The 24,073-nt window shown below is 73.2% G+C and carries 15 protein-coding genes and 1 pseudogene; 11 read left to right on the top strand and 5 right to left on the bottom strand.

The features are described 5' to 3' along the window. Positions 1-2 precede the first annotated feature (2 nt). Together ACFOSY_RS09125 and ACFOSY_RS09120 are read right to left on the bottom strand one after the other, a co-directional pair. A complete protein-coding gene (locus ACFOSY_RS09125) occupies positions 3-1,190 on the bottom strand; it encodes a winged helix-turn-helix domain-containing protein (RefSeq protein ID WP_394306220.1) in 1,188 nt (395 codons plus the stop codon). Positions 1,191-1,239: 49 nt separating this feature from the next. Then, positions 1,240-1,809 (bottom strand): GNAT family N-acetyltransferase, encoded by a 570-nt coding sequence (locus ACFOSY_RS09120; protein WP_394306219.1) that lies wholly within the window; start codon positions 1,807-1,809, stop codon positions 1,240-1,242. 278 nt (positions 1,810-2,087) lie between these two features. On the opposite strand from ACFOSY_RS09120, the gene secA reads away from it, so the two are divergent. Next, positions 2,088-4,928, top strand: coding sequence for a preprotein translocase subunit SecA (secA, locus tag ACFOSY_RS09115; RefSeq protein ID WP_394306218.1), 2,841 nt, complete (start codon positions 2,088-2,090; stop codon positions 4,926-4,928). Between the two features lie 66 nt (positions 4,929-4,994). Here the strand turns inward: secA and ACFOSY_RS09110 are convergent, their stop codons facing one another. Continuing rightward, positions 4,995-5,435 (bottom strand): Rv3235 family protein, encoded by a 441-nt coding sequence (locus ACFOSY_RS09110; RefSeq protein ID WP_394306217.1) that lies wholly within the window; start codon positions 5,433-5,435, stop codon positions 4,995-4,997. Positions 5,436-6,222: 787 nt separating this feature from the next. Here ACFOSY_RS09110 and ACFOSY_RS09105 point away from each other — a divergent pair. From ACFOSY_RS09105 to ACFOSY_RS09090, 4 genes and pseudogenes are all read left to right on the top strand, one after another. Beyond that, positions 6,223-6,729, top strand: coding sequence for a DUF6912 family protein (locus ACFOSY_RS09105; RefSeq protein ID WP_394306216.1), 507 nt, complete (start codon positions 6,223-6,225; stop codon positions 6,727-6,729). Positions 6,730-6,751: 22 nt separating this feature from the next. Further along, positions 6,752-7,432: an HAD family hydrolase gene (locus tag ACFOSY_RS09100; protein ID WP_394306215.1), complete on the top strand. Its 681-nt coding sequence runs from the start codon at positions 6,752-6,754 to the stop codon at positions 7,430-7,432. A gap of 422 nt (positions 7,433-7,854) precedes the next feature. Then, on the top strand, positions 7,855-12,801 hold the full coding sequence (locus ACFOSY_RS09095; RefSeq protein WP_394306214.1) for an NAD-glutamate dehydrogenase: 4,947 nt from the start codon (positions 7,855-7,857) through the stop codon (positions 12,799-12,801). A 130-nt stretch (positions 12,802-12,931) separates the two neighbouring features. Further along, positions 12,932-14,369 (top strand): annotated as a pseudogene (locus tag ACFOSY_RS09090) (hypothetical protein). A 17-nt stretch (positions 14,370-14,386) separates the two neighbouring features. On the opposite strand, the gene ACFOSY_RS09085 reads toward ACFOSY_RS09090, so the two are convergent. Next, on the bottom strand, positions 14,387-14,800 hold the full coding sequence (locus tag ACFOSY_RS09085; protein ID WP_031019527.1) for an organic hydroperoxide resistance protein: 414 nt from the start codon (positions 14,798-14,800) through the stop codon (positions 14,387-14,389). Between the two features lie 152 nt (positions 14,801-14,952). Here ACFOSY_RS09085 and ACFOSY_RS09080 point away from each other — a divergent pair, with 152 nt between their 5' ends. Together ACFOSY_RS09080 and ACFOSY_RS09075 are read left to right on the top strand one after the other, a co-directional pair. After that, positions 14,953-15,447: a MarR family winged helix-turn-helix transcriptional regulator gene (locus tag ACFOSY_RS09080; protein WP_031019528.1), complete on the top strand. Its 495-nt coding sequence runs from the start codon at positions 14,953-14,955 to the stop codon at positions 15,445-15,447. Positions 15,448-15,532: 85 nt separating this feature from the next. Beyond that, positions 15,533-17,155 (top strand): glycosyltransferase family 2 protein, encoded by a 1,623-nt coding sequence (locus ACFOSY_RS09075; protein ID WP_394306213.1) that lies wholly within the window; start codon positions 15,533-15,535, stop codon positions 17,153-17,155. A gap of 417 nt (positions 17,156-17,572) precedes the next feature. On the opposite strand, the gene ACFOSY_RS09070 is transcribed toward ACFOSY_RS09075, so the two are convergent. After that, positions 17,573-18,208 carry a TetR/AcrR family transcriptional regulator gene (locus ACFOSY_RS09070; RefSeq protein WP_394306212.1) on the bottom strand — a complete coding sequence of 212 codons (636 nt, stop codon included), beginning with the start codon at positions 18,206-18,208 and terminating at the stop codon, positions 17,573-17,575. A gap of 132 nt (positions 18,209-18,340) precedes the next feature. Between ACFOSY_RS09070 and ACFOSY_RS09065 the strand changes: the two genes are divergently transcribed. The 4 genes from ACFOSY_RS09065 (at position 18,341) to ACFOSY_RS09050 (ending at position 24,070) form a co-directional block, all read left to right on the top strand. Beyond that, positions 18,341-19,270, top strand: coding sequence for an ABC transporter permease (locus tag ACFOSY_RS09065; protein WP_394306211.1), 930 nt, complete (start codon positions 18,341-18,343; stop codon positions 19,268-19,270). Beyond that, positions 19,263-20,051: an ABC transporter ATP-binding protein gene (locus ACFOSY_RS09060; protein WP_394306210.1), complete on the top strand. Its 789-nt coding sequence runs from the start codon at positions 19,263-19,265 to the stop codon at positions 20,049-20,051. Before ACFOSY_RS09065 ends, ACFOSY_RS09060 begins: the two co-directional genes overlap by 8 nt. A gap of 147 nt (positions 20,052-20,198) precedes the next feature. After that, positions 20,199-22,394, top strand: a complete 2,196-nt coding sequence (locus ACFOSY_RS09055; protein ID WP_394306209.1) for a CDP-glycerol glycerophosphotransferase family protein — start codon at positions 20,199-20,201, stop codon at positions 22,392-22,394. After that, entirely contained in the window at positions 22,394-24,070 is a 1,677-nt protein-coding gene (locus ACFOSY_RS09050) for a glycosyltransferase (RefSeq protein ID WP_394306208.1), read from the top strand. Before ACFOSY_RS09055 ends, ACFOSY_RS09050 begins: the two co-directional genes overlap by 1 nt. Positions 24,071-24,073: the final 3 nt, after the last annotated feature.

Below are 24,073 nucleotides of genomic sequence, written 5' to 3'. Positions count from 1 at the left end.
GCTCAGGCGAGCAGCCGGGCCAGCTCCGCCGTGAGCGGCTCGCGCAGCTCCGGCGCGTCCACCCGCTCCACCCGGACGTCCGTGCAGTCCACCCAGCCCGCCGCCTCCACCAGCGCCTGCGCCACCTGCGGCACCGCCGTACGCCCGTCCAGCGTGACCTGCTTGGCGACCAGCGTGCGCCCCTCGCGGGCCGGGTCCACCCGGCCCACCAGACGCCCGCCCGCCAGCACCGGCATCGCGAAGTAGCCGTGGACCCGCTTGGGCTTGGGGACGTACGCCTCCAGGCGGTGGGTGAAGCCGAAGATCCGCTCCGTGCGCGCCCGCTCCCAGACCAGGGAGTCGAACGGGGACAGCAGCGTCGTGCGGTGCCGGCCGCGCGGCGGGGAGGCGAGGGCCTCCGGATCCGCCCAGGCGGGCTTGGACCAGCCCGCCACCGCCACCGGCACCAGCCCGGAGTCGGCGATCACCGCGTCGACCTGCTCGCCCTTCAGCCGGTGGTAGTCCGCGATGTCCGCGCGGGTGCCCACGCCCAGCGCGCGTCCGGCCAGCCCCACCAGCCGGCGCAGGCACTCCTCGTCCGTCGGCTCCTCCGCCAGCAGCGAGGCCGGCACGGCCCGCTCGGCCAGGTCGTAGACCCGCTTCCAGCCGCGCCGCTCCACGCACACCACCTCGCCGTACATCAGGGCGCGCTCCACGGCGACCTTGGTGCCGGACCAGTCCCACCACTCGCTGGTGCGCTTGGCGCCGCCCAACTCGGTGGCCGTCAGCGGACCTTCGACGCGCAGCTGCTTCACGACCTGGTCGTACACACCGTCGGGCAGCTCGTGGTTCCAGTGCGGGCGGGCGCGGTAGGCGCGGCGGCGGAAGGCGAAGTGCGGCCACTCCTCGACGGGGAGGATGCACGCCGCGTGCGACCAGTACTCGAACGTGTGCGCAGGGCGGTCGCCCTGCTTCCAGTACGCCTCCTCCACCGTCCGGCGGCCCACCGCGCCGAGTCGGGCGTACGGGATCAGCTCGTGCGAACGGGCGAGGACGGAGATGGTGTCGAGCTGCACCGCGCCGAGGTGACGCAGGACTCCGCGCACACCGGCGCGCCGGTCGGGGGCGCCGAGGAGTCCCTGGGCCCGCAGGGCGATGCGGCGGGCCTCGTCGGCCGAGAGTTCCGTGGTCGGACGCGGGAGGGTCGTCATACGTCCGCACCCTAGAGGGCGTCACTGACAACGGCGGGGGCGCGGGGCCTCAGTCCCGCGCGGGCACGTACGGGGTGGTGGAGGGAAGGCCCAGGTCGGAGGGGAGCAGGGAGCCGATCCAGCCGTCCCGCAGCACCCCCTTGTTGACGAGCGAGGCGCGCAGCACGCCCTCGACGGTGAAGCCGGCCCGCTCGGCGACCGCGCGGGAGGCCGTGTTGCCCACCTCGGCGCGCCACTCCACGCGGTCGATCGACATCCGGGTGAAGGCCCAGCGGCAGGCGGCCACGGTTGCCTCGGTGATGTAGCCGTTGCCGCGGTGCTCCTTGGCGCCCCAGAAGCCGATCTCGCCCGTCGCGAACGACCGCATGGTGATGCTGAGCATGCCCGTCAGCTCCCCGGCGGGCAGGAAGACGCCGAAGGTGAACATCGTGCCGTTCGCCCAGCCGTCCGGGGCGATCTGCTCCGTGAAGCCCCGCGCGTGCTCGGGGAGGTACGGCGAAGGGATCGTGGTCCAGCGCTGGATGTCCGGGTCCTGGCAGATCCGGTACACCGTGTCGGTGTCCTGCGGGCCGACGGTGCGCAGCAGCAGTCGGCCGGTGGTGAGGGTGACGGGTTCCATCGGGCGATTCTGCGCACGTCGTGACGGCGGGCGCCATCCCTTCGGCCGGGGGTGAACCGATGATCACCCTGCACGTGATTCGCGGTACGCGGGCGGCACCATCCGGGCCTCCGGGACGTTGTCCGGGTAGCAGCCGTGCCACGGTTCGGCTGCGGCGGACGGTCACCGCCGCGGCAGGCCTCCCGGCCTGACGGGGTCCTCGCATACGATGGCCGTTGCTCAGTCAGTGAAACGGAAACCGACCGTCCCAGGCCCGACCGGCAAGGAGACCAACCCCCGTGTCCGTCCTCTCGAAGATCATGCGTGCAGGCGAAGGCAAAATCCTGCGCAAGCTGCACCGCATCGCGGACCAGGTCAACTCCATCGAAGAGGACTTCGAAGGCCTCTCCGACGCCGAGCTGCGGGCCCTCACCGATGAGTACAAGCAGCGCTACGCCGACGGTGAGAGCCTGGACGACCTGCTGCCCGAGGCCTTCGCCACCGTCCGCGAGGCCGCCCGCCGCGTCCTGGGCCAGCGCCACTACGACGTGCAGATCATGGGCGGCGCGGCCCTGCACATGGGGTACGTGGCGGAGATGAAGACCGGTGAGGGCAAGACCCTCGTCGGCACCCTGCCGGCGTACCTGAACGCCCTGTCCGGCGAGGGCGTCCACATCATCACGGTCAACGACTACCTGGCCGAGCGCGACTCGGAGATGATGGGCCGCGTCCACCGCTTCCTGGGTCTGAGCGTCGGCTGCATCCTCGCCAGCATGACGCCGGCCCAGCGCCGCGAGCAGTACGGGTGCGACATCACCTACGGCACGAACAACGAGTTCGGCTTCGACTACCTGCGCGACAACATGGCGTGGTCGAAGGACGAGCTGGTGCAGCGCGGCCACAACTTCGCCATCGTCGACGAGGTCGACTCCATCCTCATCGACGAGGCCCGTACGCCGCTGATCATCTCCGGCCCGGCGGACCAGGCCACCAAGTGGTACGGCGACTTCGCCAAGCTGGTGAAGCGCCTCAAGCGCGGTGAGCCGGGCAACCCGCTCAAGGGCCTCGAGGAGACCGGCGACTACGACGTCGACGAGAAGAAGCGCACGGTCGCCATCCACGAGTCCGGCGTCGCCAAGGTCGAGGACTGGCTCGGCATCGACAACCTCTACGAGTCGGTGAACACGCCGCTGGTGGGCTACCTGAACAACGCCATCAAGGCGAAGGAGCTCTTCAAGCGCGACAAGGACTACGTCATCATCGACGACGAGGTCATGATCGTCGACGAGCACACCGGCCGTATCCTCGCCGGCCGCCGTTACAACGAGGGCATGCACCAGGCCATCGAGGCCAAGGAGGGCGTGCCGATCAAGGACGAGAACCAGACCCTCGCCACGATCACGCTGCAGAACTTCTTCCGTCTCTACAAGCGCCACGACCACGACGGCAAGGAGCTGCCGGGTCTGTCCGGCATGACCGGTACGGCGATGACCGAGGCCGCCGAGTTCCACCAGATCTACAAGCTCGGCGTGGTGCCCATCCCGACCAACCGGCCGATGGTCCGCAAGGACCAGTCGGACCTGATCTACCGCACCGAGGTCGCCAAGTTCGAGGCGGTCGTCGACGACATCGAGGAGAAGCACCGCAAGGGCCAGCCGATCCTCGTCGGCACCACCTCGGTCGAGAAGTCCGAGTACCTGTCGCAGCAGCTCAGCAAGCGGGGCATCCAGCACGAGGTGCTGAACGCCAAGCAGCACGACCGTGAGGCGCAGATCGTCGCCCAGGCCGGCCGCCGCGGCGCGGTCACGGTCGCGACGAACATGGCCGGCCGTGGTACGGACATCAAGCTCGGCGGCAACCCCGAGGACCTCGCGGAGGCGGAGCTGCGGCAGCGCGGCCTCGACCCCGAGGAGCACATCGAGGAGTGGGCCGCGGCCCTGCCGGAGGCGCTGGCGCGCGCCGAGCAGGCCGTGAAGGCCGAGAAGGAGGAGGTCGAGAAGCTCGGCGGCCTCTACGTGCTGGGCACCGAGCGGCACGAGTCGCGGCGCATCGACAACCAGCTGCGCGGCCGTTCCGGACGTCAGGGCGACCCGGGCGAGTCCCGGTTCTACCTGTCGCTGGGCGACGACCTGATGCGGCTGTTCAAGGCGCAGATGGTCGAGCGCGTGATGTCCATGGCGAACGTGCCGGACGACGTGCCGATCGAGAACAAGATGGTCACCCGTGCGATCGCGTCCGCGCAGTCGCAGGTGGAGACGCAGAACTTCGAGACGCGTAAGAACGTCCTGAAGTACGACGAGGTGCTCAACCGGCAGCGCGAGGTCATCTACGGCGAGCGCCGCCGCGTCCTGGAGGGCGAGGACCTCCAGGAGCAGATCCACCACTTCATGGACGACACCATCGACGCGTACGTCCAGGCGGAGACCGCCGAGGGCTTCCCCGAGGACTGGGACCTGGACCGGCTGTGGGGCGCGTTCAAGCAGCTGTACCCGGTGAGCGTCACCATCGAGGAGCTGGAGGAGGCGGCCGGCGACCGTGCCGGTCTGACCGCCGAGTTCATCTCCGAGTCCATCAAGGACGACATCCGCGCCCAGTACGAGGCGCGCGAGGCGCAGCTCGGCTCCGAGATCATGCGTGAGCTGGAGCGGCGGGTCGTGCTGTCGGTCCTGGACCGCAAGTGGCGCGAGCACCTCTACGAGATGGACTACCTCCAGGAGGGCATCGGCCTGCGCGCGATGGCCCAGAAGGACCCGCTGGTCGAGTACCAGCGCGAGGGCTTCGACATGTTCTCCGCGATGATGGACGGCATCAAGGAGGAGTCCGTCGGCTACCTGTTCAACCTGGAGGTCCAGGTCGAGCAGCAGGTCGAGGAGGTCCCGGTCGAGGACGTCAAGCCGGTCGCCGACCTGGAGAAGCAGGACGCGGTGCCCGCGCAGGCGCGGCCGGAGATTCGCGCGAAGGGGCTGGACGCCCCGCAGCGGCGGAACCTCCACTTCTCCGCTCCCACGGTGGACGGCGAGGGCGGCACCATCGAGGGCGAGCTCGCCACCGACGACGAGCCGGTGCGCTCGCCGGCGGACGGACTGACCCGCGCGGAGCGCCGCAAGCAGGCGCGGGGCGGGCGTCGCCGTAAGAAGTGACATCGCCGTACTGTCGGCCGGGGCCGGGCACCTGAGGGTGCCCGGCCCCGGCCGTTGTGCGTGGCCTCAGCGCGGGCCGCCCAGCTCGACGGCGGTGCAGCGCCAGCGCAGGTCCCGGCCGCGCTCCAGGCGGAACGCCATCGCGCGGAGCCTGTCCCCGGCGCCGATCCGCGCGAACGCCTCGATGGCCCCCTCACGCGGCACGAACCACCCGATGTCCCGCACGACGGGCCGCGCCCCCCGCGTCCGCAGGGGCCCGCGCTCCGCGAGCCGGATCAGCTCGTCGTAGGCCTGCCCGGCACTGTGCCGCAACATCGCGTGCACGGGGCGCTGGCCGCTGAGGACGGCGACGAGCAGTTCCGCGAAGCGGTCGGTGGGCCGAGGCTGCGGGACGCCTGCCGGCAGCCGGCCCGGCCGCGCGGACGGGGTGCCGTCCGGTGCCCGGCGGCGGTCTGCGTGCGTGGTGCCGACGGGCGCTGTTCCCGCGCCCGTGGGCGCCGTTCCCACGGCCGTGCGGTCTCGGCTTCCGGGCGTCGCGCCTGACGACATCCTGGGCTGGCGGCCGGCCGCCGCGCCGTCGGGCCTGCGGCCCTGGGCGCTGAGGGGCGTGCGGCCGGGCGTGTCGCGTCGCGCGGGCGCCGTGCCGCCAGGCGATGTGCTCAGGTGCTCGGGCAGCGTGCCTGTGGGGTCCGCTCCGGAGTCGGCGGGCGGGTGCGCGGGCTCCCAGGCGGTAGGCGCTGCGGTCGGATGCTCGGGCGGCGTGCCTGTGGGTCTCCCCGCCCCCGTCCCCGCGCGGGTGCCGCGCGTCGCCGGGGCTCGGCCCGTCGGGCGGTTGTCCGTGGGGCGGGTGCGGTGAGGGGATGTTCCCCGGGGGCGGCCCGCGCCTGGGGAGGGGGACAGGGACGGGCCTGTCGTGGGGACGCGTGGGGGGACTGCGGCGGGGGAGCGGCGGGCTGGTGTTCTGCTCATGACCTTGTGCACGAGGGGCCCCGTTCTGAAGGCCGGGCCGGCGGGGGAGCCGGGTACCGGGCAGTAACTTCGTGACGGGGATCTTGTACGGGGGCGCCCGGGGGTGCGGCAAGGAAGGGCGGAGGTGCGCCGCGTGGGGAGGGAAGTTCACTTATCCGGGTGGCCGGTCGCCGGCCGGGCCCCTGTTCACGCGGGTGGGGCGGGTGAATCCGTGGACCGGGGGTGACGGCCCCTGAGGGGTCGGTGAGGGCTCGAAGGGGGACGGGTGGGACGTATTCTGAGACCTTGCCGAAGTAGTGATCCGAGCTGACGAAAGCGGCCGACCATGCGCGTCTACGTCCCCCTCACCCTCCCCGGGCTCGCCGAGGCGCACCGGACGGGGCAGCTGGGCGACGGGCCGTCCACCGCGTACGCCGTGACGCCCGCGCTGCGCGAGTGGTACCTCTCCGACGACATCGAGGAGCTGGAGTACGCCGCGCTCAGCCGCGCCGCGCTGGCCTCCCTGCGCCTTCTCGCCGCCGACCCCGCCGCGCCCCGCCGCCGGGTCGTGGTCGCCGTGGACGTGGCCGACGGCGCCGCCTCGGCCGAGCCGGGCCTGGGCCCGGACCCGGCCTCGCTGGGCGAGGTGCGCCTCGCCGGGCCCGTACGGCTGGCGAAGGCGGCCGCGGTGCACGTGGACGCGGAGGACGCCGAGGAGGACGTGGCGGCCGCCGCGCGTGCGCTGGAGGCGGCGGACAAGGGCGACGACGACGCGCAGTTCGTCGTGGACGGCGCCGAGGACCACGAGCTGCTGTGGTTCGCGACGCAGGAGATCCCGCAGCTGATCGCCTGACCCGCCCGGGTAGGTTCTTCGCATGGGGACGCACACGGACGCGCACATCGTCTGGGACTGGAACGGCACGCTGTTCCACGACGTCGACGCGGTCATCGGGGCGACGAACGCGGCCTTCGCCGAGCTGGGCCTCGCGCCCATCACACTGGAGCGGTACCGGGAGCTGTACTGCGTGCCGGTGCCGCGGTTCTACGAGCGGCTGATGGGCCGGCTGCCCAGCCCGGCCGAGTGGGAGGTCATGGACGCCGTCTTCCACCGCCACTACACCGAGCACCGGGTGGGCTGCGGTCTCGCCGACGGCGTGGAGGACCTGCTGAGGGCGTGGGTGGCGGCGGGCCGCAGCCAGTCGATCCTCAGCATGTACGGGCACGAGGACCTGGTCCCGCTGGTGGCGGACTTCGGGATCTCCTCCCACTTCATACGCGTCGACGGGCGCACCGGCCCCTCCGGCGGCAGCAAGGCGGAGCACATGGTGCGCCACCTGGACGCGCTGCGCGACACGGTGGACCCCCGGCGCACGGTGGTCATCGGGGACGCCGCCGACGACGCGCTGGCCGCGCTCCACGCGGGCGCGCACGCCGTGCTCTGGACCGGCGGCTCGCACGGCCGGGCCAGCCTGGAGGCGGTCGGGGTTCCGGTGGTCGACAGCCTGAGCGACGCCGTGGCCGAGGCGGAGCGCCTCGCGGTCACAGGCCGCCCCTGAGAGGCTCCGCGCACTGTGCGAAACGTCAAAGTTCGCCCCCCGGTTTTGTACACATACGGCTCATGACGGGGCCCCTCCGAAGAGCGATAGCCTAGGTGGCGTGATCAGCGCGATAGCTCGCGGGGACCGTGGCGTCCCCGCTGTGCGCCCGGCGTGCACGGAGGACATCCGTGACCGGGTGGCGACCGCTGATCCTCGCGGGCGGCACGGGACGCGGCGCACCCCAGGGGGGCAGGCGTCACGGAGAGCCACGTCACACCCGTCGGACGCATCGGATTCCGCCGAGAAGCCCCCGCTCCTCCCGCCTTGCGGCATACCGTCGGCACAGACCGGACACCCCGTGTCGTACCGCCGCACCACAGGGTCGGAGACCGTACTTCCTTCTACGTCACGCAACGGCGCGCGACAGGAGCCAGAGGACCATGCAGACCAAGCTGGACGAAGCCAAGGCCGAGCTGCTCGATCGGGCCGCCCGGGTAGCTGAGAACAGCCCGGCCGGGGGGAAACTGCCGACTGGGACCGCGGAGGGGGACACGCCCGACCGGGATGCCGTCCTCGCGTTCCTCCAGCGCTACTACCTGCACACCGCCCCGGAAGACCTCACCGACCGCGACCCGGTCGACATCTTCGGGGCCGCCGTCTCGCACCGCCGCCTCGCCGAGAACCGCCCCCAGGGCACGGCGAACGTCCGGGTGCACACCCCGACCGTCGAGGAGAACGGCTGGACCTGCACCCACTCCGTCGTCGAGGTCGTCACGGACGACATGCCCTTCCTCGTCGACTCCGTCACCAACGAGCTGACCCGTCAGGGCCGCGGCATCCACGTCGTGATCCACCCGCAGTTCGTGGTCCGCCGGGACGTGACCGGCAAGCTGATCGAGGTCCTCTCCGACCCCGTCGGCGGCGACCTCCCCCAGGACGCCCGAGACCTGCCGCACGACGCGCACGTCGAGTCCTGGATCCACGTGGAGATCGACCGCGAGACCGACCGCGGCGACCTCAAGCAGATCACCGCCGACCTGCTGCGGGTCCTCTCCGACGTCCGCGAGGCCGTCGAGGACTGGGGCAAGATGCGCCAGGCGGCCACCGCGCTGGCCGACACGCTGCCCGACGAGCCCGTCCCCGCCGACCTGCCCCAGCTCCAGGTCGAGGAGGCCCGCGAGCTGCTGCGCTGGCTCGCCGACGACCACTTCACCTTCCTCGGCTACCGCGAGTACCAGCTGCGCGAGGACGACTCGCTGGCCGCCGTGCCCGGCACCGGCCTCGGCATCCTGCGCTCCGACCCGCACCACGCGACCGACGAGGACCACCCGGTCAGCCCGTCCTTCGAGCGGCTGCCCGCCGACGCCCGCGCCAAGGCCCGCGAGCACAAGCTGCTCATCCTCACAAAGGCCAACAGCCGCGCCACCGTGCACCGGCCGTCGTACCTGGACTACATCGGCGTGAAGAAGTTCGACGCCGACGGCAACGTGGTCGGCGAGCGGCGCTTCCTCGGACTGTTCTCCTCCGCCGCGTACACCGAGTCCGTGCGCCGCGTGCCGGTGATCCGCCGCAAGGTCGAGGACGTCCTGGAGCGGGCCGGCTTCTCGCCGCACAGCCACGACGGGCGCGACCTGCTCCAGATCCTGGAGACCTACCCGCGCGACGAGCTGTTCCAGACCCCGGCCGAGGAACTGAAGTCCATCGCCACCTCGGTGCTCTACCTCCAGGAGCGCCGCCGGCTGCGGCTGTACCTGCGCCAGGACGAGTACGGGCGCTACTACTCCGCCCTCGTCTACCTGCCGCGCGACCGCTACACCACCGCGGTGCGGCTGCGGATCATCGACATCCTCAAGGAGGAGCTCGGCGGCGTCAGCGTCGACTTCACCGCCTGGAACACCGAGTCGGTCCTCTCCCGGCTGCACTTCGTCGTCCGCGTCCCGCAGGGCACGGAACTGAGTCACCTGTCCGACAGCGACAAGGAGCGCCTCGAGTCCCGGCTGGCCGAGGCCGCCCGCTCCTGGTCCGACGGCTTCTCCGAGGCGCTGACCACCGAGTTCGGCGAGGAGCGCGCCGCCGAGCTGCTGCGCCGCTACGCGGGCGCCTTCCCCGAGGGCTACAAGGCCGACCACCCCCCGCGCAGCGCCGTCGCCGACCTGGTGCGCCTGGAGGAGCTGACCGAGCAGCACGACTTCGCGCTCAGCCTGTACGAGCCGGTGGGCGCGGCCCCCGACGAGCGCCGCTTCAAGATCTACCGCACCGGCGAGGCCGTCTCCCTGTCCGCGGTGCTGCCCGTGCTCCAGCGCCTCGGCGTCGAGGTCGTCGACGAGCGGCCGTACGAGCTGCGGTGCGACGACCGCAGCGTGGCCTACATCTACGACTTCGGGCTGCGCATGCCGCAGGCGGCCGGCGGGGCGGACCACCTCGGCGACGACGCCCGCGAGCGCTTCCAGGACACCTTCGCCGCGACCTGGACCGGCAAGGCGGAGAACGACGGCTTCAACGCCCTCGTGCTCAGCGCCGGGCTGACCTGGCGCCAGGCGATGGTGCTGCGCGCGTACGCCAAGTACCTGCGCCAGGCCGGGTCCACCTTCAGCCAGGACTACATGGAGGACACCCTCCGCCACAACGTCCACACCACCCGGCTGCTGGTCTCGCTGTTCGAGGCGCGGATGTCGCCCGACCGGCAGCGCGCCGGGTACGAGCTGGTGGACGCCCTGCTCGAGGAGCTCGACGCCGCCCTCGACCAGGTCGCCAGCCTCGACGAGGACCGCATCCTGCGCTCCTTCCTCACCGTCATCAAGGCGACCCTGCGCACCAACTTCTTCCAGGAGACGAGCGGCGGCGAGCCGCACGACTACGTCTCCATGAAGTTCGACCCCACGGCCATCCCGGACCTCCCGGCGCCGCGCCCGGCGTTCGAGATCTGGGTGTACTCGCCGCGCGTCGAGGGCGTGCACCTGCGCTTCGGCAAGGTCGCGCGCGGCGGTCTGCGCTGGTCCGACCGGCGTGAGGACTTCCGCACCGAGATCCTCGGCCTGGTCAAGGCGCAGATGGTGAAGAACACCGTCATCGTGCCGGTCGGCGCCAAGGGCGGCTTCGTCGCCAAGCAGCTGCCCGACCCGGCCGTCGACCGTGACGCGTGGCTGGCCGAGGGCATCGCCTCCTACCGGACGTTCATCTCCGCGCTGCTGGACATCACCGACAACATGGTGGGCGGCGAGGTCGTGCCGCCTGCGGACGTGGTCCGGCACGACGAGGACGACACCTACCTGGTCGTCGCCGCCGACAAGGGCACCGCGACCTTCTCCGACATCGCCAACGAGGTCGCCGAGAGCTACAACTTCTGGCTCGGCGACGCCTTCGCCTCCGGCGGCTCCGCCGGCTACGACCACAAGGGCATGGGCATCACCGCCCGCGGCGCCTGGGAGTCCGTGAAGCGGCACTTCCGGGAGCTGGGCGTGGACACCCAGACCCAGGACTTCACGGTCGTCGGCATCGGCGACATGTCCGGCGACGTGTTCGGCAACGGCATGCTGCTCAGCGAGCACATCCGCCTGGTCGCCGCCTTCGACCACCGGCACATCTTCATCGACCCGAACCCGGACGCGGCCACCGGCTACGCCGAGCGCCGCCGCCTGTTCGAACTGCCGCGCAGCTCCTGGGCCGACTACGACACGGCGCTGCTGTCGGCGGGCGGCGGGATCTTCCCGCGTACCGCCAAGTCCGTGCCGGTCAACGCGCACATCCGCGAGGCCCTCGGCATCGAGTCCGGCGTCACCAAGATGACCCCGGCCGACCTGATGAAGGCCATCCTCACGGCACCGGTCGACCTGCTGTGGAACGGCGGCATCGGCACCTACGTCAAGGCGTCCACCGAGACCGACGCGGACGTCGGCGACAAGAGCAACGACGCGATCCGCGTCGACGGCAAGGACCTGCGGGTCGCCGTCGTCGGCGAGGGCGGCAACCTGGGCCTGACCCAGCTCGGCCGGATCGAGTTCGCGCTGCACGGCGGCCGGATCAACACCGACGCCATCGACAACAGCGCGGGCGTGGACACCTCCGACCACGAGGTGAACATCAAGATCCTGCTGAACGGCCTGGTCAAGGAAGGCGACATGACGGTGAAGCAGCGCAACAAGCTGCTCGCCGAGATGACCGACGAGGTCGGCCGGCTGGTGCTGCGCAACAACTACGCGCAGAACACCGCCATCGCCAACGCGCTCGCCCAGTCCAAGGACATGATCCACGCGCAGCAGCGCTTCCTGAAGCACCTGGTGCGCGAGGGCCATCTGGACCGGGCGCTGGAGTTCCTGCCCACCGACCGGCAGATCCGCGAGCGGCTCGCCTCCGGGCAGGGCCTGACCGGGCCGGAGACGGCCGTGCTGCTGGCGTACACGAAGATCACCGTCGCGGACGAGCTGCTGCACACCTCGCTGCCGGACGACCCGTACCTGAAGGGTCTGCTGCACGCGTACTTCCCGACCGCGCTGCGCGAGCAGTTCGGGGAGCACATCGACAGCCACCCGCTGCGCCGCGAGATCACCACGACCGTGCTGGTCAACGACACGGTCAACACCGGCGGCACCACGTATCTGCACCGGATGCGCGAGGAGACCGGGGCGTCGCTTGAGGAGATCGTCCGGGCGCAGACCGCGGCCCGCGCGATCTTCCGCTCCTCGGTCGTGTGGGACGGCGTGGAGGCGCTCGACACCCAGGTCGACGCGGCCACCCAGACCCGGATCCGGCTGCACTCCCGCCGCCTGGTGGAGCGCGGCACGCGCTGGCTGCTGAACAACCGGCCGCAGCCGCTCCAGCTCGAGGAGACGGTGTCGTTCTTCGCCGAGCGGGTGGAGCAGGTCTGGGCGCAGCTGCCCAAGCTGCTGCGCGGCGAGGACCTGGGCTGGTACCAGAAGATCTACGACGAGCTCAGCGGCGCCGGGGTCCCGGACGAGCTGGCCACCCGGGTCGCCGGGTTCTCCTCCGCCTTCCCGACGCTCGACATCGTGTCGGTGGCCGACCGGACGGGCAAGGAGCCGCTGGAGGTCGCCGAGGTGTACTACGACCTCGCCGACCGGCTGCGCATCACCCAGCTGATGGACCGGATCATCGAGCTGCCGCGCGCCGACCGCTGGCAGTCCATGGCCCGCGCCGCGATCCGCGAGGACCTGTACGCGGCGCACGCGGCGGTCACCGCGGACGTGCTGGCGGAGGGCAACGGCTCGTCGACGCCCGAGCAGCGCTTCGCGCTGTGGGAGAAGAAGAACGCGGCGCTGCTGGGCCGGGCCCGCACCACGCTGGAGGAGATCCACACCTCCGACGAGTTCGACCTGGCCAACCTGTCGGTGGCGATGCGGACGATGCGCACGCTGCTGCGGCACTCGTAGGCCATCGGGCCCGTCGAGGGGCGTCCGGGACCGTCACCGTCCGGGGCGCCCCTCGCGCGTGTGTGGTGCCTTGGGCGGGAATCCGCCGCGAACCCGTGGGAGGGGCGCCGCGACGGGATAGGGCTCAGACGTGACTGTCCGATTCCCGTCGTCCGGGGAGGCGGGGAAGGCCGGGGACGCCGGCGCCCGCCGCTCCCGGTTCCGCCCGGCCACCGTCGGCCGGGCCCTGGCCACCGGCGTCACCGGACTCGTCCTGCTCCTGCTGATCCTGGTCGTCGTGCGGCTGCCCTGGATGGGCGACCTGGGCATCCACGCGGCGACCGTGCAGCGGCTGCGGCACTCCCCGCTCGCCCCGGGCAACCCGCTGGTCGACGCGAACACCCCGAGCCCGTACTACTCGCCGTGGACGCTGGTGCTCGGCGGGGTGGCCCGGGCGACCGGGCTCGACGTGTTCGTGGTGCTGCGGCTGGCCGCCGTGGCCGGACTGGCGCTGCTGGTCACCGGGGTGTGGCGGTACGTGCGGACGCTGAGCGCGCACCCGGCCGCGCCCGCGCTCGCGCTGCTGTCCCTGCTGCTCCTGTGGGGCACCGAGCCGCTGCTGTGGAGCGGCTTCCCCGGGCTGCACTCGCTGGCCCTGACGGCGGCGTACCCGAGCACGTTCACCCTGGGGCTCGCCTTCCACTTCTGGGCCTGGCTGACCGGGGCGCTGCGCCGGCCGGCCGGCTGGGGGATGTGGCTGGGGCTGGGCGCGCTGTGGGCGGCGATTCTGCTCTGCCACCAGTTCTCCGGGGTGGTCGCCACGGCAGGCGCGGCCGCCACGACGGTCGCCGCACGTCCCGGTCGCGCGGTGTGGCCCCGGCTCGGCGCCGCGCTGCTGCTGGGCGTGTCGGTGCTGGGGGCGTGGCCGTACTACGACTTCTTCGCGCTGGCGGACGCGGGCGACCGGCTGGAGGCGGTGCACCGGGTGCTGTACGACCACCCGGCGGCGCGGTTCGGGCTCGTGCTGCTCGGGGTGGCCGCGCTCGTGCCGCGATGGCGGCGCGACCCCCCTGGTGCCGTTGCAGCTCGCCCTGGCGGTGGAGCTGGCGGCGCCCCGCCCGTGGCCGGTGTGGCGGCGGCTGCTGGGCGGGGCCGCGGCGGCGGGGGCGGTCGCCGGGCTGCTGACCGTGCACGCCGGGGCGCTGGTGCCGCCCGCGGCGGACCCGGTCGGCTTCCGGCAACCGCCGGACTGGCCGGCGTACGACTGGGCCGCGCGCCACATCGCCCCGGGGGAGGTGGTGATCACCGACGGCTACTACGCCGTCCACGCGATCGCCGGGTACGGGCCGGACCTGGCCGCGCCCGCCTGGCCGGACGCCGCGCTGGACGAGCGGGAGCGGCTGCGGCGGGCGGCCGACGTGCGCGCGTACCTGGATCCCGCCTCGACCCGCGACCTGCGGGACACGGTGGTCCGCCGCTACGGGGTGCGCTGGCTGCTCCTCACCCCGGATCAGCGGGTGCCCGAGGAGGCCGTGGTGGTGGCCTGGAGCCGGCGCACCGGCGAGGTGCTGGCGCGGGTCGGGGGGTAGGTCCTGGCCGGTCCCGACTACTCGACGACGAGCTCGACGGGGATGTTGCCGCGGGTGGCGTTGGAGTAGGGGCAGACCTGGTGGGCCTGCTCGACCAGCTTGCGGCCGGTCTCCTCGTCGAGGCCGTCGGGCAGCTCGACGCGGAGCGTCACGGCGAGCCCGAAGCCCTCGCCCTGCTTGCCGAGCACGACCTCGGCGGTCACCGCCGCGTCGCTGACGTCCACCTTGGCGGCGCGGCCCACGACGCCGAGGGCGCTGCCGAAGCAGGCCGCGTAGCCGGCGGCGAAGAGCTGCTCCGGGTTGGTGCCCTTGCCGTCGCCGCCCAGCTCCTTGGGGGCGCTCAGGCCGAGGTCCAGCTTGCCGTCGGAGGTGACGGCGCGGCCCTCGCGCCCGTGGGTGGCGGTGGCGACTGCGGTGTAGAGCGCGTCCATGGGGGACACCTTTCGTCTCGGTCGTACGGGTCGGCCGTACGGGCGGATGACGAGGCCCTGGTCCTCGCGGACCCGGCCTCTCACGGACTCAAGTAGAGCACACAACTTAATTGGGCACAACCAAATGGCTCGCACAGCGCTACCCTGGACCCATGACAGCCACACCCAGCCCCACCCCGGCGACGGACGCGCCGGCCGTCACGGACGACTGGCTCCGTCTCGACCAGCAGATCTGCTTCAGCCTCAACTCCGCCGTCCGCGCCTTCAACGGCGTCTACCGGGTGGTGCTGAAGGATCTCGGCCTCACCTACCCGCAGTACCTGGTCATGCTGGTGCTGTGGGAGGACGGCACGCTGCCGGTCAAGCGGCTGGGCGAGCGCCTGCGGCTGGACTCCGGCACCCTGTCCCCGCTGCTCAAGCGGCTGGAGGCGGCCGGCCTCGTGCACCGGGAGCGCAGCGCGCGCGACGAGCGGTCCGTGGAGGTGCGGCTCACCGAGGAGGGCGCCGCGCTGCGCGAGCAGGCCGTGCGGGTGCCGCGCCGGATCGCCGCCGCGACCGGACTGCGGGTGGAGGAGATGCGCGCCCTGAGCACCACCCTCGCCGACCTCACCGCCGCCCTGGACAAGGCGGCCGCCGAAGGGGCCTGACGCCCGCCGGGACCACCCCGGGGTGCGGGACGGCACGCGCCGGGCGAGCGTGGAGTGAACCTCCGCAGCGCGCCCCGAGGAAGCCATGCACCCCGACCCCTCCCCGGCCGACGCCCGCCCCGGCGCCAATGCCGTGTCGATCGTCGTCATAGGCCACGACGACGCCGCCCATGTGGCCGACGCGGTGCGCTCCGCGCTCGGGCAGGGGCCCGCCGTGCGGGAGGTCGTCGCCGTGGACGACTGCTCCACCGACGGCAGCGCGGAGCTGCTTCAGCGGCTGGCCGCCGCCGAGCCCCGGCTGCGGGTGGTCCGGCTGCCGGTGAACAGCGGCGGCTGCGGCACCCCGCGCAACACCGGGCTGGACGCGGCGACCGCCCCGTACGTGATGTTCCTGGACAGCGACGACGTGCTGCCGCCCGGTGCCGCGGGCGCGCTCCTGGCCGCCGCGCGGGAGGCGGACGCGCAGGTCACGGGCGGTCTGTGCGTGCGCCGCGAGCTGCCCTCGGGCCGCGAGGTGCCGTGGGAGCCCGCCCTGTACGCCTCCCCCGCCGTCCTCGCCCGTCCGGCCGACCTCCCCCGCCTGGTCCGCGACACCCTCGCCGTCAACAAGCTGTACGCCACGGACTTCCTGCGCGCCCACCGCATCCGGTTCCCCGAGGGCCGCTTCCCCTACGAGGACATCGTGTTCACCGCGCGCGTGTGGGCCGCCGCCCCGCGCGTCGCCCTGGTCCCGGACCGGGTGTACGTCTGGCACGTGCGCCGCGCCGCGCCCCGGCTGTCGATCTCGCTGGACCGCGCGGACGTCGGCAACTGGCGCGCCCGCACGCACGCCTGCCGCACCGCCCACACGATCCTGCTGGACGCCGGGGAGAAACGGCTGGCGCGCGCGGTCCGCGCCAAGTTCCTCGACCACGACCTGCGCATGTACGTTCGCGAGCTGCCGCTGCGCGACGAGGCCTACCGCCGCGCGTGGTGGGCGCACACCCGCGACCACCTCGCGGAGTACGACGCCGCCGACCGCTCGGGCGACCCGGCCGCCCCCGGCACGCTGCTCGCGCGGGTGCTGCTGGCCTCGCCCGAGCCCCGCGACCTGCCCCGGCTGCGGGACCTGGCCGCCCGCCCGGCACGCCTGTGCCCCCCGTACGCCCGCACGGCCGACGGCACGCCCTGCTGGTCGCCGGACCTGCCCCAGGTCACCCTGGAGTCCCTCCCGGAACGCCCCGTCCGCCTGCTGCCGGTCGCCGTCGACGCCGAGCTGCGCGCCCGCACCCGCCTGCTGCGGCTGCGCCTGCACGAGCTGTACGGCGCGGTCGGGCGGGCCGGCCCGGTGGACGCGGAGGTGGAGTGGCGCCACCGCGACCGCGCGGGCCTGGTGCTGCGCCGTACGGTCCCGCTGCGCCCGACCGCCGACGACACCTGGACCGCCGAGGCGCCCGTCCCGCTGGAGCGGCTGGCATCGCTCGCCCCGGGCGCCTGGGACCTGCGCCTGCGCCTCCGCTTCCGCGACGGCGCGACCCGCACGGTCTCCGCCCACGCCCTCACCGGCCCCGGCCTCCTCCGCCCCCACGCCACCCCCAGCCCCCGCCACGGCCTGATCCTGGTCCGCCCCCACCCCACCCACGGAGGCGCCCTGTCCCTCCGCCTGACGGCGGGCCCCCAGGGGGCGGGGCGGGTCCTGGCGGGGCGGCTGCGGCGGTGGTGGAGGTGAGGCGGGGCGGGCACCTGGAGAAGGCCCGGCCGGCCGCGAGGGCTTGACCGGGCGGCGCCCGAAGAGCCCGGCGGCCCAGGCGATCACCTCTAGGAAAGCCCTGGCGGTCACACGGGCTGAGGCCGCGCGCGCCGGGGCCGGAGGGCCTTGCAGACACGCGCCGCGCCGGGGCCGGAGGGCCTGGCAGACATGCGCCGCGCCGGGGCCGGAGAGCCCGGCGGCCCAAAGGATCGTCGCCGAGGGAGTCCGCGCGGTCGCGCGGGCGAGGCTCAGGGAGGCCGGCGGGCCCTGGGTGCCGGGGCGGACGCGAAGGAGCTGACCGGGGCCGGCCGGCGAGGGCTCAGGGGCCGAGGGGCCGAGGGCCGGGACCCGGGCAGACGCGGCCCGGGGAGCCCGGGGAGCCCGGGCGACCTGCTTTCAGAGGGCCCGGAGGGCCTGGGTCGTCGCGCGGGCCAGGCCGTCCAGGTAGCCCTTGGGCAGCTTCGGGCTGCGGATCACCACCGAGCGCCAGTACAGCGGCCCGGAGATCAGGTCCAGGGCCAGAGCGTGGTCCACGGCGGGGGCGATCTCGCCGCGCTCCTGGGCCGCCGTGACGATGCCCTTGGCGACTCCGTCCTGGCCCTCGCGCAGGGCCTTCTGCACGGCCTCGGCGATGTCGGGGTTGCGGGCGGCCTCGGCCTGGAGGTCGGGGAGGATCTGCGAGGCGACGGGGTGGCGCAGGGCGCGTGAGGTGACCTCGTAGAGCAGGCGCAGGTCGCCCTCCAGGGAGCCGGTGTCCGGCGCGGGCAGGCCCTGGACGGCGAGCGCGGAGACCACGTCGAGGACGACGTGCAGCTTGGAGCGCCAGCGGCGGTACACCGCGGTCTTGCCGACGCCCGCGCGGCGCGCGATGCCCTCGATCGACATCCGGGCGTAGCCGACGGCGGCGAGCTCCTCGAAGACGGCCGCCCGGATCGCCTCGGTGACGTCCTCGCGCAGGACGGCGGCCCCGGCGGGAGCCCGGCGGCGCGGACGTGGCTCGGGCGCGTCTGCGTTCGTCATGGGCTCCAGCATAGGCCGCCCGCGTAGCGACGATACGGTTGCGTTCCGACGTGCATTCGACCTACGCTCGTCGTCACGACGATACGGTCCCGTTCCGACGTCGGAACCGTCACCCCCCACCTCCCTCTAGCGAAAGCAGCGGATGTGAGTCAGGCACTCCACACACCGCCCGCCGCGTCGGCGCGCCCGGAACCTCCCGAGGCCGACCTCGCGGCCCTCGCCGCCCGCCACGGCCTCACGGTCAGCGGCGCCCGCCCGTCCCTCGGCGCGTACGTCCGCCAGCTGTGGGGACGGCGCCACTTCATCCTGGCCTTCTCGCAGGCCAAGCTGACCGCGCAGTACAGCAAGGCGAAGCTGGGCCAGCTCTGGCAGGTGGCGACGCCGCTGCTCAACGCGGCGGTGTACTTCTTCATCTTCGGCCTGCTGCTGGGCGCCCGTAAGGGCATACCGAGCGACGCGTACGTGCCGTTCCTGGTGACGGGCGTGTTCGTGTTCACCTTCACACAGAGTTCGGTGCTGGCCGGCGTGCGGGCGATCTCCGGCAACCTCGGCCTGGTGCGCGCGCTGCACTTCCCGCGGGCCTCGCTGCCGGTCTCGTTCGCGCTCCAGCAGCTCCAGCAGCTGCTGTTCTCGATGATCGTGCTGGTCGTCCTCATGGTCGGGTTCGGCAACTACCCCGCCGCGTCCTGGCTGCTCGTGCTGCCCGCCCTGGTGCTCCAGTTCGTGTTCAACACCGGTCTCGCGCTGATCTTCGCGCGGATGGGCAGCAAGACGCCCGACCTGGCGCAGCTGATGCCGTTCGTGCTGCGGACCTGGATGTACGCGTCCGGCGTGATGTTCTCCATCCCGGCCATGCTGGCGGACAAGAACGTCCCCGCCTGGCTGGCGGACGTCCTCCAGTGGAACCCGGCCGCGATCTACATGGACCTGGTGCGCTTCGCGCTGATCGACCAGTACGACTCGTCGTACCTGCCGCCGCACGTCTGGGCGTTCGCCCTGGGCTGGGCGGTGCTCGCCGGCGTGGTCGGCTTCGTCTACTTCTGGAAGGCAGAGGAAAGGTACGGCCGTGGCTGACACCCCCCAGGACAGGAGGCCGACGGTCGTCGCCGACGGCGTCGACGTGGTCTACCGGGTCAACGGCACCGGCGCGGGACGCGGCACCGCGACCGCCGCGCTCAACCGCATGCTCCGCCGCAAGCAGACCGAGAAGGCGTCCGGCGTGCGCCGGGTGCACGCCGTGCGGAACGTGTCCTTCGTGGCCTACCGTGGCGAGGCGATCGGCCTGATCGGCACCAACGGCTCCGGCAAGTCCACGCTGCTCAAGGCCGTCGCCGGACTGCTCCCGGTGGAGAACGGCCGCATCTACACCGACGGCCAGCCGTCCCTGCTCGGCGTCAACGCGGCGCTGATGGCCGATCTCACCGGCGAGCGCAACGTGCTCCTGGGCGGGCTCGCGATGGGCATGTCCCGCGAGGAGGTGAAGGAGCGCTACCAGGGCATCGTCGACTTCTCCGGCATCAACGAGAAGGGCGACTTCATCACCCTGCCGATGCGCACCTACTCCTCCGGCATGGCGGCCCGCCTGCGCTTCTCCATCGCCGCCGCCAAGGACCACGACGTGCTCCTCGTCGACGAGGCGCTCGCCACCGGCGACCGATCCTTCCAGAAGCGCTCCGAGGCCCGCATCCGGGAACTGCGCAAGCACGCCGGCACGGTGTTCCTGGTCAGCCACAACAACAAGTCCATCCGCGACACCTGCGACCGCGTGCTGTGGCTGGAGCGCGGCGAGCTGCGCATGGACGGGCCGACGGACGAGGTGCTCAAGGAGTACGAGAAGTTCACCGGGGCCCGGTAGCAGGCAGGGCGTTACCACGACCGGCGCGGGCGCGGCGAGCGCCGTTCGGGTGGACCTCCCCCGCCCGATTCGTCCCATAGGTGTCACTATGACTGGATACGACCGACGGGACCGTCCGCGCCGACGAGCAGCCGAAGGAGCCCCGTGATGCCCCAGCTCAGCGTCATCGTCCACGGGCCGAACACCCAGGACCACCTGACCGGCCTGCTCGACTCGCTCGTCGCCCACCCGCTGCCGGACGTGGAGGTCGTGGTCGCCGCCGTCGGCGACTGGGCCCGTGAGACGGCCGAGCGGCACGCCCCGCAGCTCCAGGTGGTCCCGCTGCCCGACGGCACGTCCGACGCGGCGGCGAGAGCGGCGGGGGCCGCGCGGGCCCGCGGCCGCTGGCTGCACTTCGTCCGCGCCAAGGACGGCCTGCCGCCCGGCAGCCCCCGCACGGTCGCCGAACGCACCGCCGAACTGCCGGACACCGTGGACGTCCTCCTCCTGGACCATCTGCGCAGCACCTGGCGCAGCTCCGCCCTGCCCTCCGCGGACGGCCCCCTCCTCGCCCGCGCCGGACGCACCGAGCCGGCCCTCGCCGACAGCGCCTACCTGCTGCGGCTCACCCCGCTGCTCGGCACGCGCGTGCTGCGCGCCGACTTCTGGCGGGCCCACGAGGAACGGCTCACCACCGACGACGAGCCGCGCGCCGCCCTCACCGCCCTGCTGCTCGCCGGGCGCGTCTCCTGCCTGCCGCACGTCGCGTACGAGGACCGGCGGCTGCGCCCCGCGAGCCTCCCGCCCGTCACCCCCGGGCAGCACCTCGCCGCCGTCGACCGCTACGAGGCCCTGCTCGACCTCGCCCAGGACCGGCCCGCCGTCTACACCGTGCTCTACGAAATCATGGTCCGCGACTGCCTGCGCACCTTCGCCCGCGGCGCCGTGCCCGAGCCGGCGGCGCGGGAGTTCTTCCTGCGGGCCGGCTCCGCCGCCGTACGCCGCCGCCCCGAGGGGTACCGCCGCCCCGGCGGTCCGGAGGGCGTGCGCCGCTCGCTGCTCGAGGAGGGCGCCTACACCCGCTACCGGGCCTTCCAGGCCGCCAACCACGCCCGCCGCGCCGTGCGGTCCACGGTGCGCGCGGGGCGGCGGCAGGCGGGCGCGCTGATCCGTGACCGGCAGTACCGCGCGGCGCTGCGCCGCCCCGTCGACCCGCACCTCGCGGTGTTCTCCGCCTACTGGAACCGCGGCGTCGCCTGCAACCCGGCGGCGATCGCCGCCACCCTCGCCGAACTGGCCCCGCACATCCACCCGGTGTGGGTGGTGACCGCCCGCAACGCGGCCCTGTTGCCGCCCGGCACCGACCACGTGATCCCCGGCACCCGCCGCTACTGGGAGACGCTCGCCACGGCGAAGTACCTCGTCAACAACGTCAACTTCCCGAACGCGGTGGTCAAACGCCCGGACGCGGTGCATGTGCAGACCCACCACGGCACCCCGCTCAAGCGCATGGGCCTCGACCAGACGGCCTACCCGGCCGCCGCGCAGGGCCTGGACTTCGACGCCCTCCTCGAGCGCGTCGACAAGTGGGACTACAGCGTCTCCGCCAACAGCCACACCACCCGCATGTGGGAGCGCGCCTACCCGTCCCGGTACGTCTCCCTCGACCACGGCTATCCGCGCAACGACGTCTACTACACGGCCGGCGCCGACGAGGTGCGCGCGGTCCGCGAGCGGCTCGGCATCGCCCCCGGCCGCCGGGCCGTCCTCTACGCGCCCACCCACCGCGACTACGAGGCCGGCTGGACCCCGCGCCTGGACCTCGCCGCGCTCGCCGAGCGGCTCGGCGAGGACACCGTCCTGCTGGTGCGCGCCCACTACTTCTACGACCCGGGCGTCTCGCCGCCGGCCGCCCTGCGCCGCTCCGGCCGCATCGTCGACGTGTCCGCGTACGACCCGGTCGAGGAGCTGTGCCTGGCCGCCGACGCCCTGGTCACGGACTACTCGTCGATCATGTTCGACTACGCCAACCTGGACCGCCCGATCGTCATCCACGCCGACGACTGGGAGACGTACCGCACCACCCGGGGGGTGTACTTCGACCTGATGGCCGAGGCGCCGGGGCCGGTGGCGCACACCCAGGACGACCTCACCGAGATCCTCGCCACCGACGCCTGGCGCGACGAGGGGGCGGCGAAGGCGCGGGCCGCCTTCCGCCGCCGGTTCTGCGAGTTCGACGACGGCCGGGCCGCCGAGCGGGTCGTGCGGAGAGTGTTCCTCGGCGAGGACGAGGCGTCCCTCCCGCCGGTGCTCCCGCTGGAGGAACGCACCCCGGCGCCGGCGCCCCAGGAGGTGACCGCGTGATGTCCGCGTCCCGCACACCCGACGTCACCGTCACGGTGATCGTGCACAACGACGCCGGGCGGCTGCCGCGCGCGGTGCAGTCCGTGCGCCGCCAGACCCACCGGAACGTCGAGATCGTGATCAGCGACGACCACTCCACCGACGACACCCCTCAGGTGGCGCGGGAGCTGGCGGCCGCCGACCCGCGCGTGCGGTACCTGCGGCTGCCGGAGAACAGCGGCGGGTGCAGCGCCCCCCGCAACCGCGCCCTGGAGATCGCCCGGGCCCCGTACCTGATGTTCCTCGACAGCGACGACGAGCTGCCGGAGGGGGCGGTCGCCGCCCTGCTCGCCGCCCACCGGGAGCGGGACATCGACTTCGCGATGGGCGCGGTGCGCCGGATCCGGGTGGACACCGGGCGCCGCTCCACCTGGATGCCGCACCTGGTGGGCGAGCGCCGCACCCTGGACGGCATCGAGGACGACCCGCGGCTGTTCTTCGAGCACCTGGCGACCAGCAAGATGTACGCCCGCGCCTTCCTCGACCGGCACGCACTGCGCTTCCCGGAGGGCATCCACTACGAGGACCAACTGTTCTCGGCGCAGGCCTACTGCCTCGCGGAGCGGTTCACGATCGTCCCCGAGCCGGTCTACCTCTGGTACATAGCCCCCTACGTGCGCTCCGACGCGGCGTCCATATCCAACCAGCGGCATCTGATCGGCAACGTCCGCGACCGGATCCACGTGCAGCGGCTGATCGACGCGTTCCTCACGGAGAGCGGGCACGCGGGACTGCGCGAGGACAAGGACCACAAGTTCCTCAAGCACGACTTCCGGATGTACGCGGGCGACCTGCCCTACCGCGACGAGGAGTGGCTGGCCGCCTTCGCCGACGAGGTGAACCCGTACCTGGAGACGCTGTCCCCGGGCGCGTACGCCCGGCTGCCCCGCGCCGAGCGGGTGGTGCTCCAGCTGGTCCGGGACCGCAGGCTCGCGGAGGCCGCGCTGGCGGCACGGGGGCTGGGATACGGCGTCGCCCCGAGGCGGCTGGCCGCCGACGCGGACGGCCGCGTCTACTGGGGCGACCGCGTGCCGGACACCGTGGCCGCCCGCCGCGAGCTGGACCTGACCGAGCTGGAGCCGGACACGCGCCCGTTCCCCGGCGCGCTGTTCCGGCACGAGATCACGGAAATCGCCCGCGTCCCCGGCGGCGGCGCCCGCGTCGACCTGACCGTGCGGACCTACGACCCGGCGCTTCGGCTCCCCGTCGGCCCGCAGCGGGCGAGCCTGGTGATCTCCCCCGGCCGGCGCCGCCTCACCGTGCCGTTCCGCCTCGACCCGGTGCGGCCCGGCGTGTTCGAGGGGACGGTACGGCTGGACCTGGCCGGGGCGCGGCTGCCGCTGGGCGGCTTCACCGGGGTCCGGCATCCGCTGGTCCGGCTCTCCGGCGCCGGCCAGGCCCACCAGGCGCTGCTGCTCGCCCCGCTGGAGTTCCCGGCGCTGACCGCCCGCGTCCCCTACCGCGCCGGCGCCGCCCCGCACCGGGTCACCGTCGAGCCGGAGGGCCACAACCCGGGCCGCCTGCAGATCCGCTGGGAACCGTCCGGCGCCGCCGCGGCACTCCGCCCCCTGGCCACCCACCTCACCCACCCACGCCTGCGCCGTGCGGTCCAACTGGCGACGGACGCACTCCACTGACGC

This window comes from Streptomyces lusitanus, from assembly GCF_042647945.1.
Lineage (GTDB): Bacteria > Actinomycetota > Actinomycetes > Streptomycetales > Streptomycetaceae > Streptomyces > Streptomyces pseudogriseolus.
This window is presented reverse-complemented; position numbering and strand designations above follow the sequence as displayed.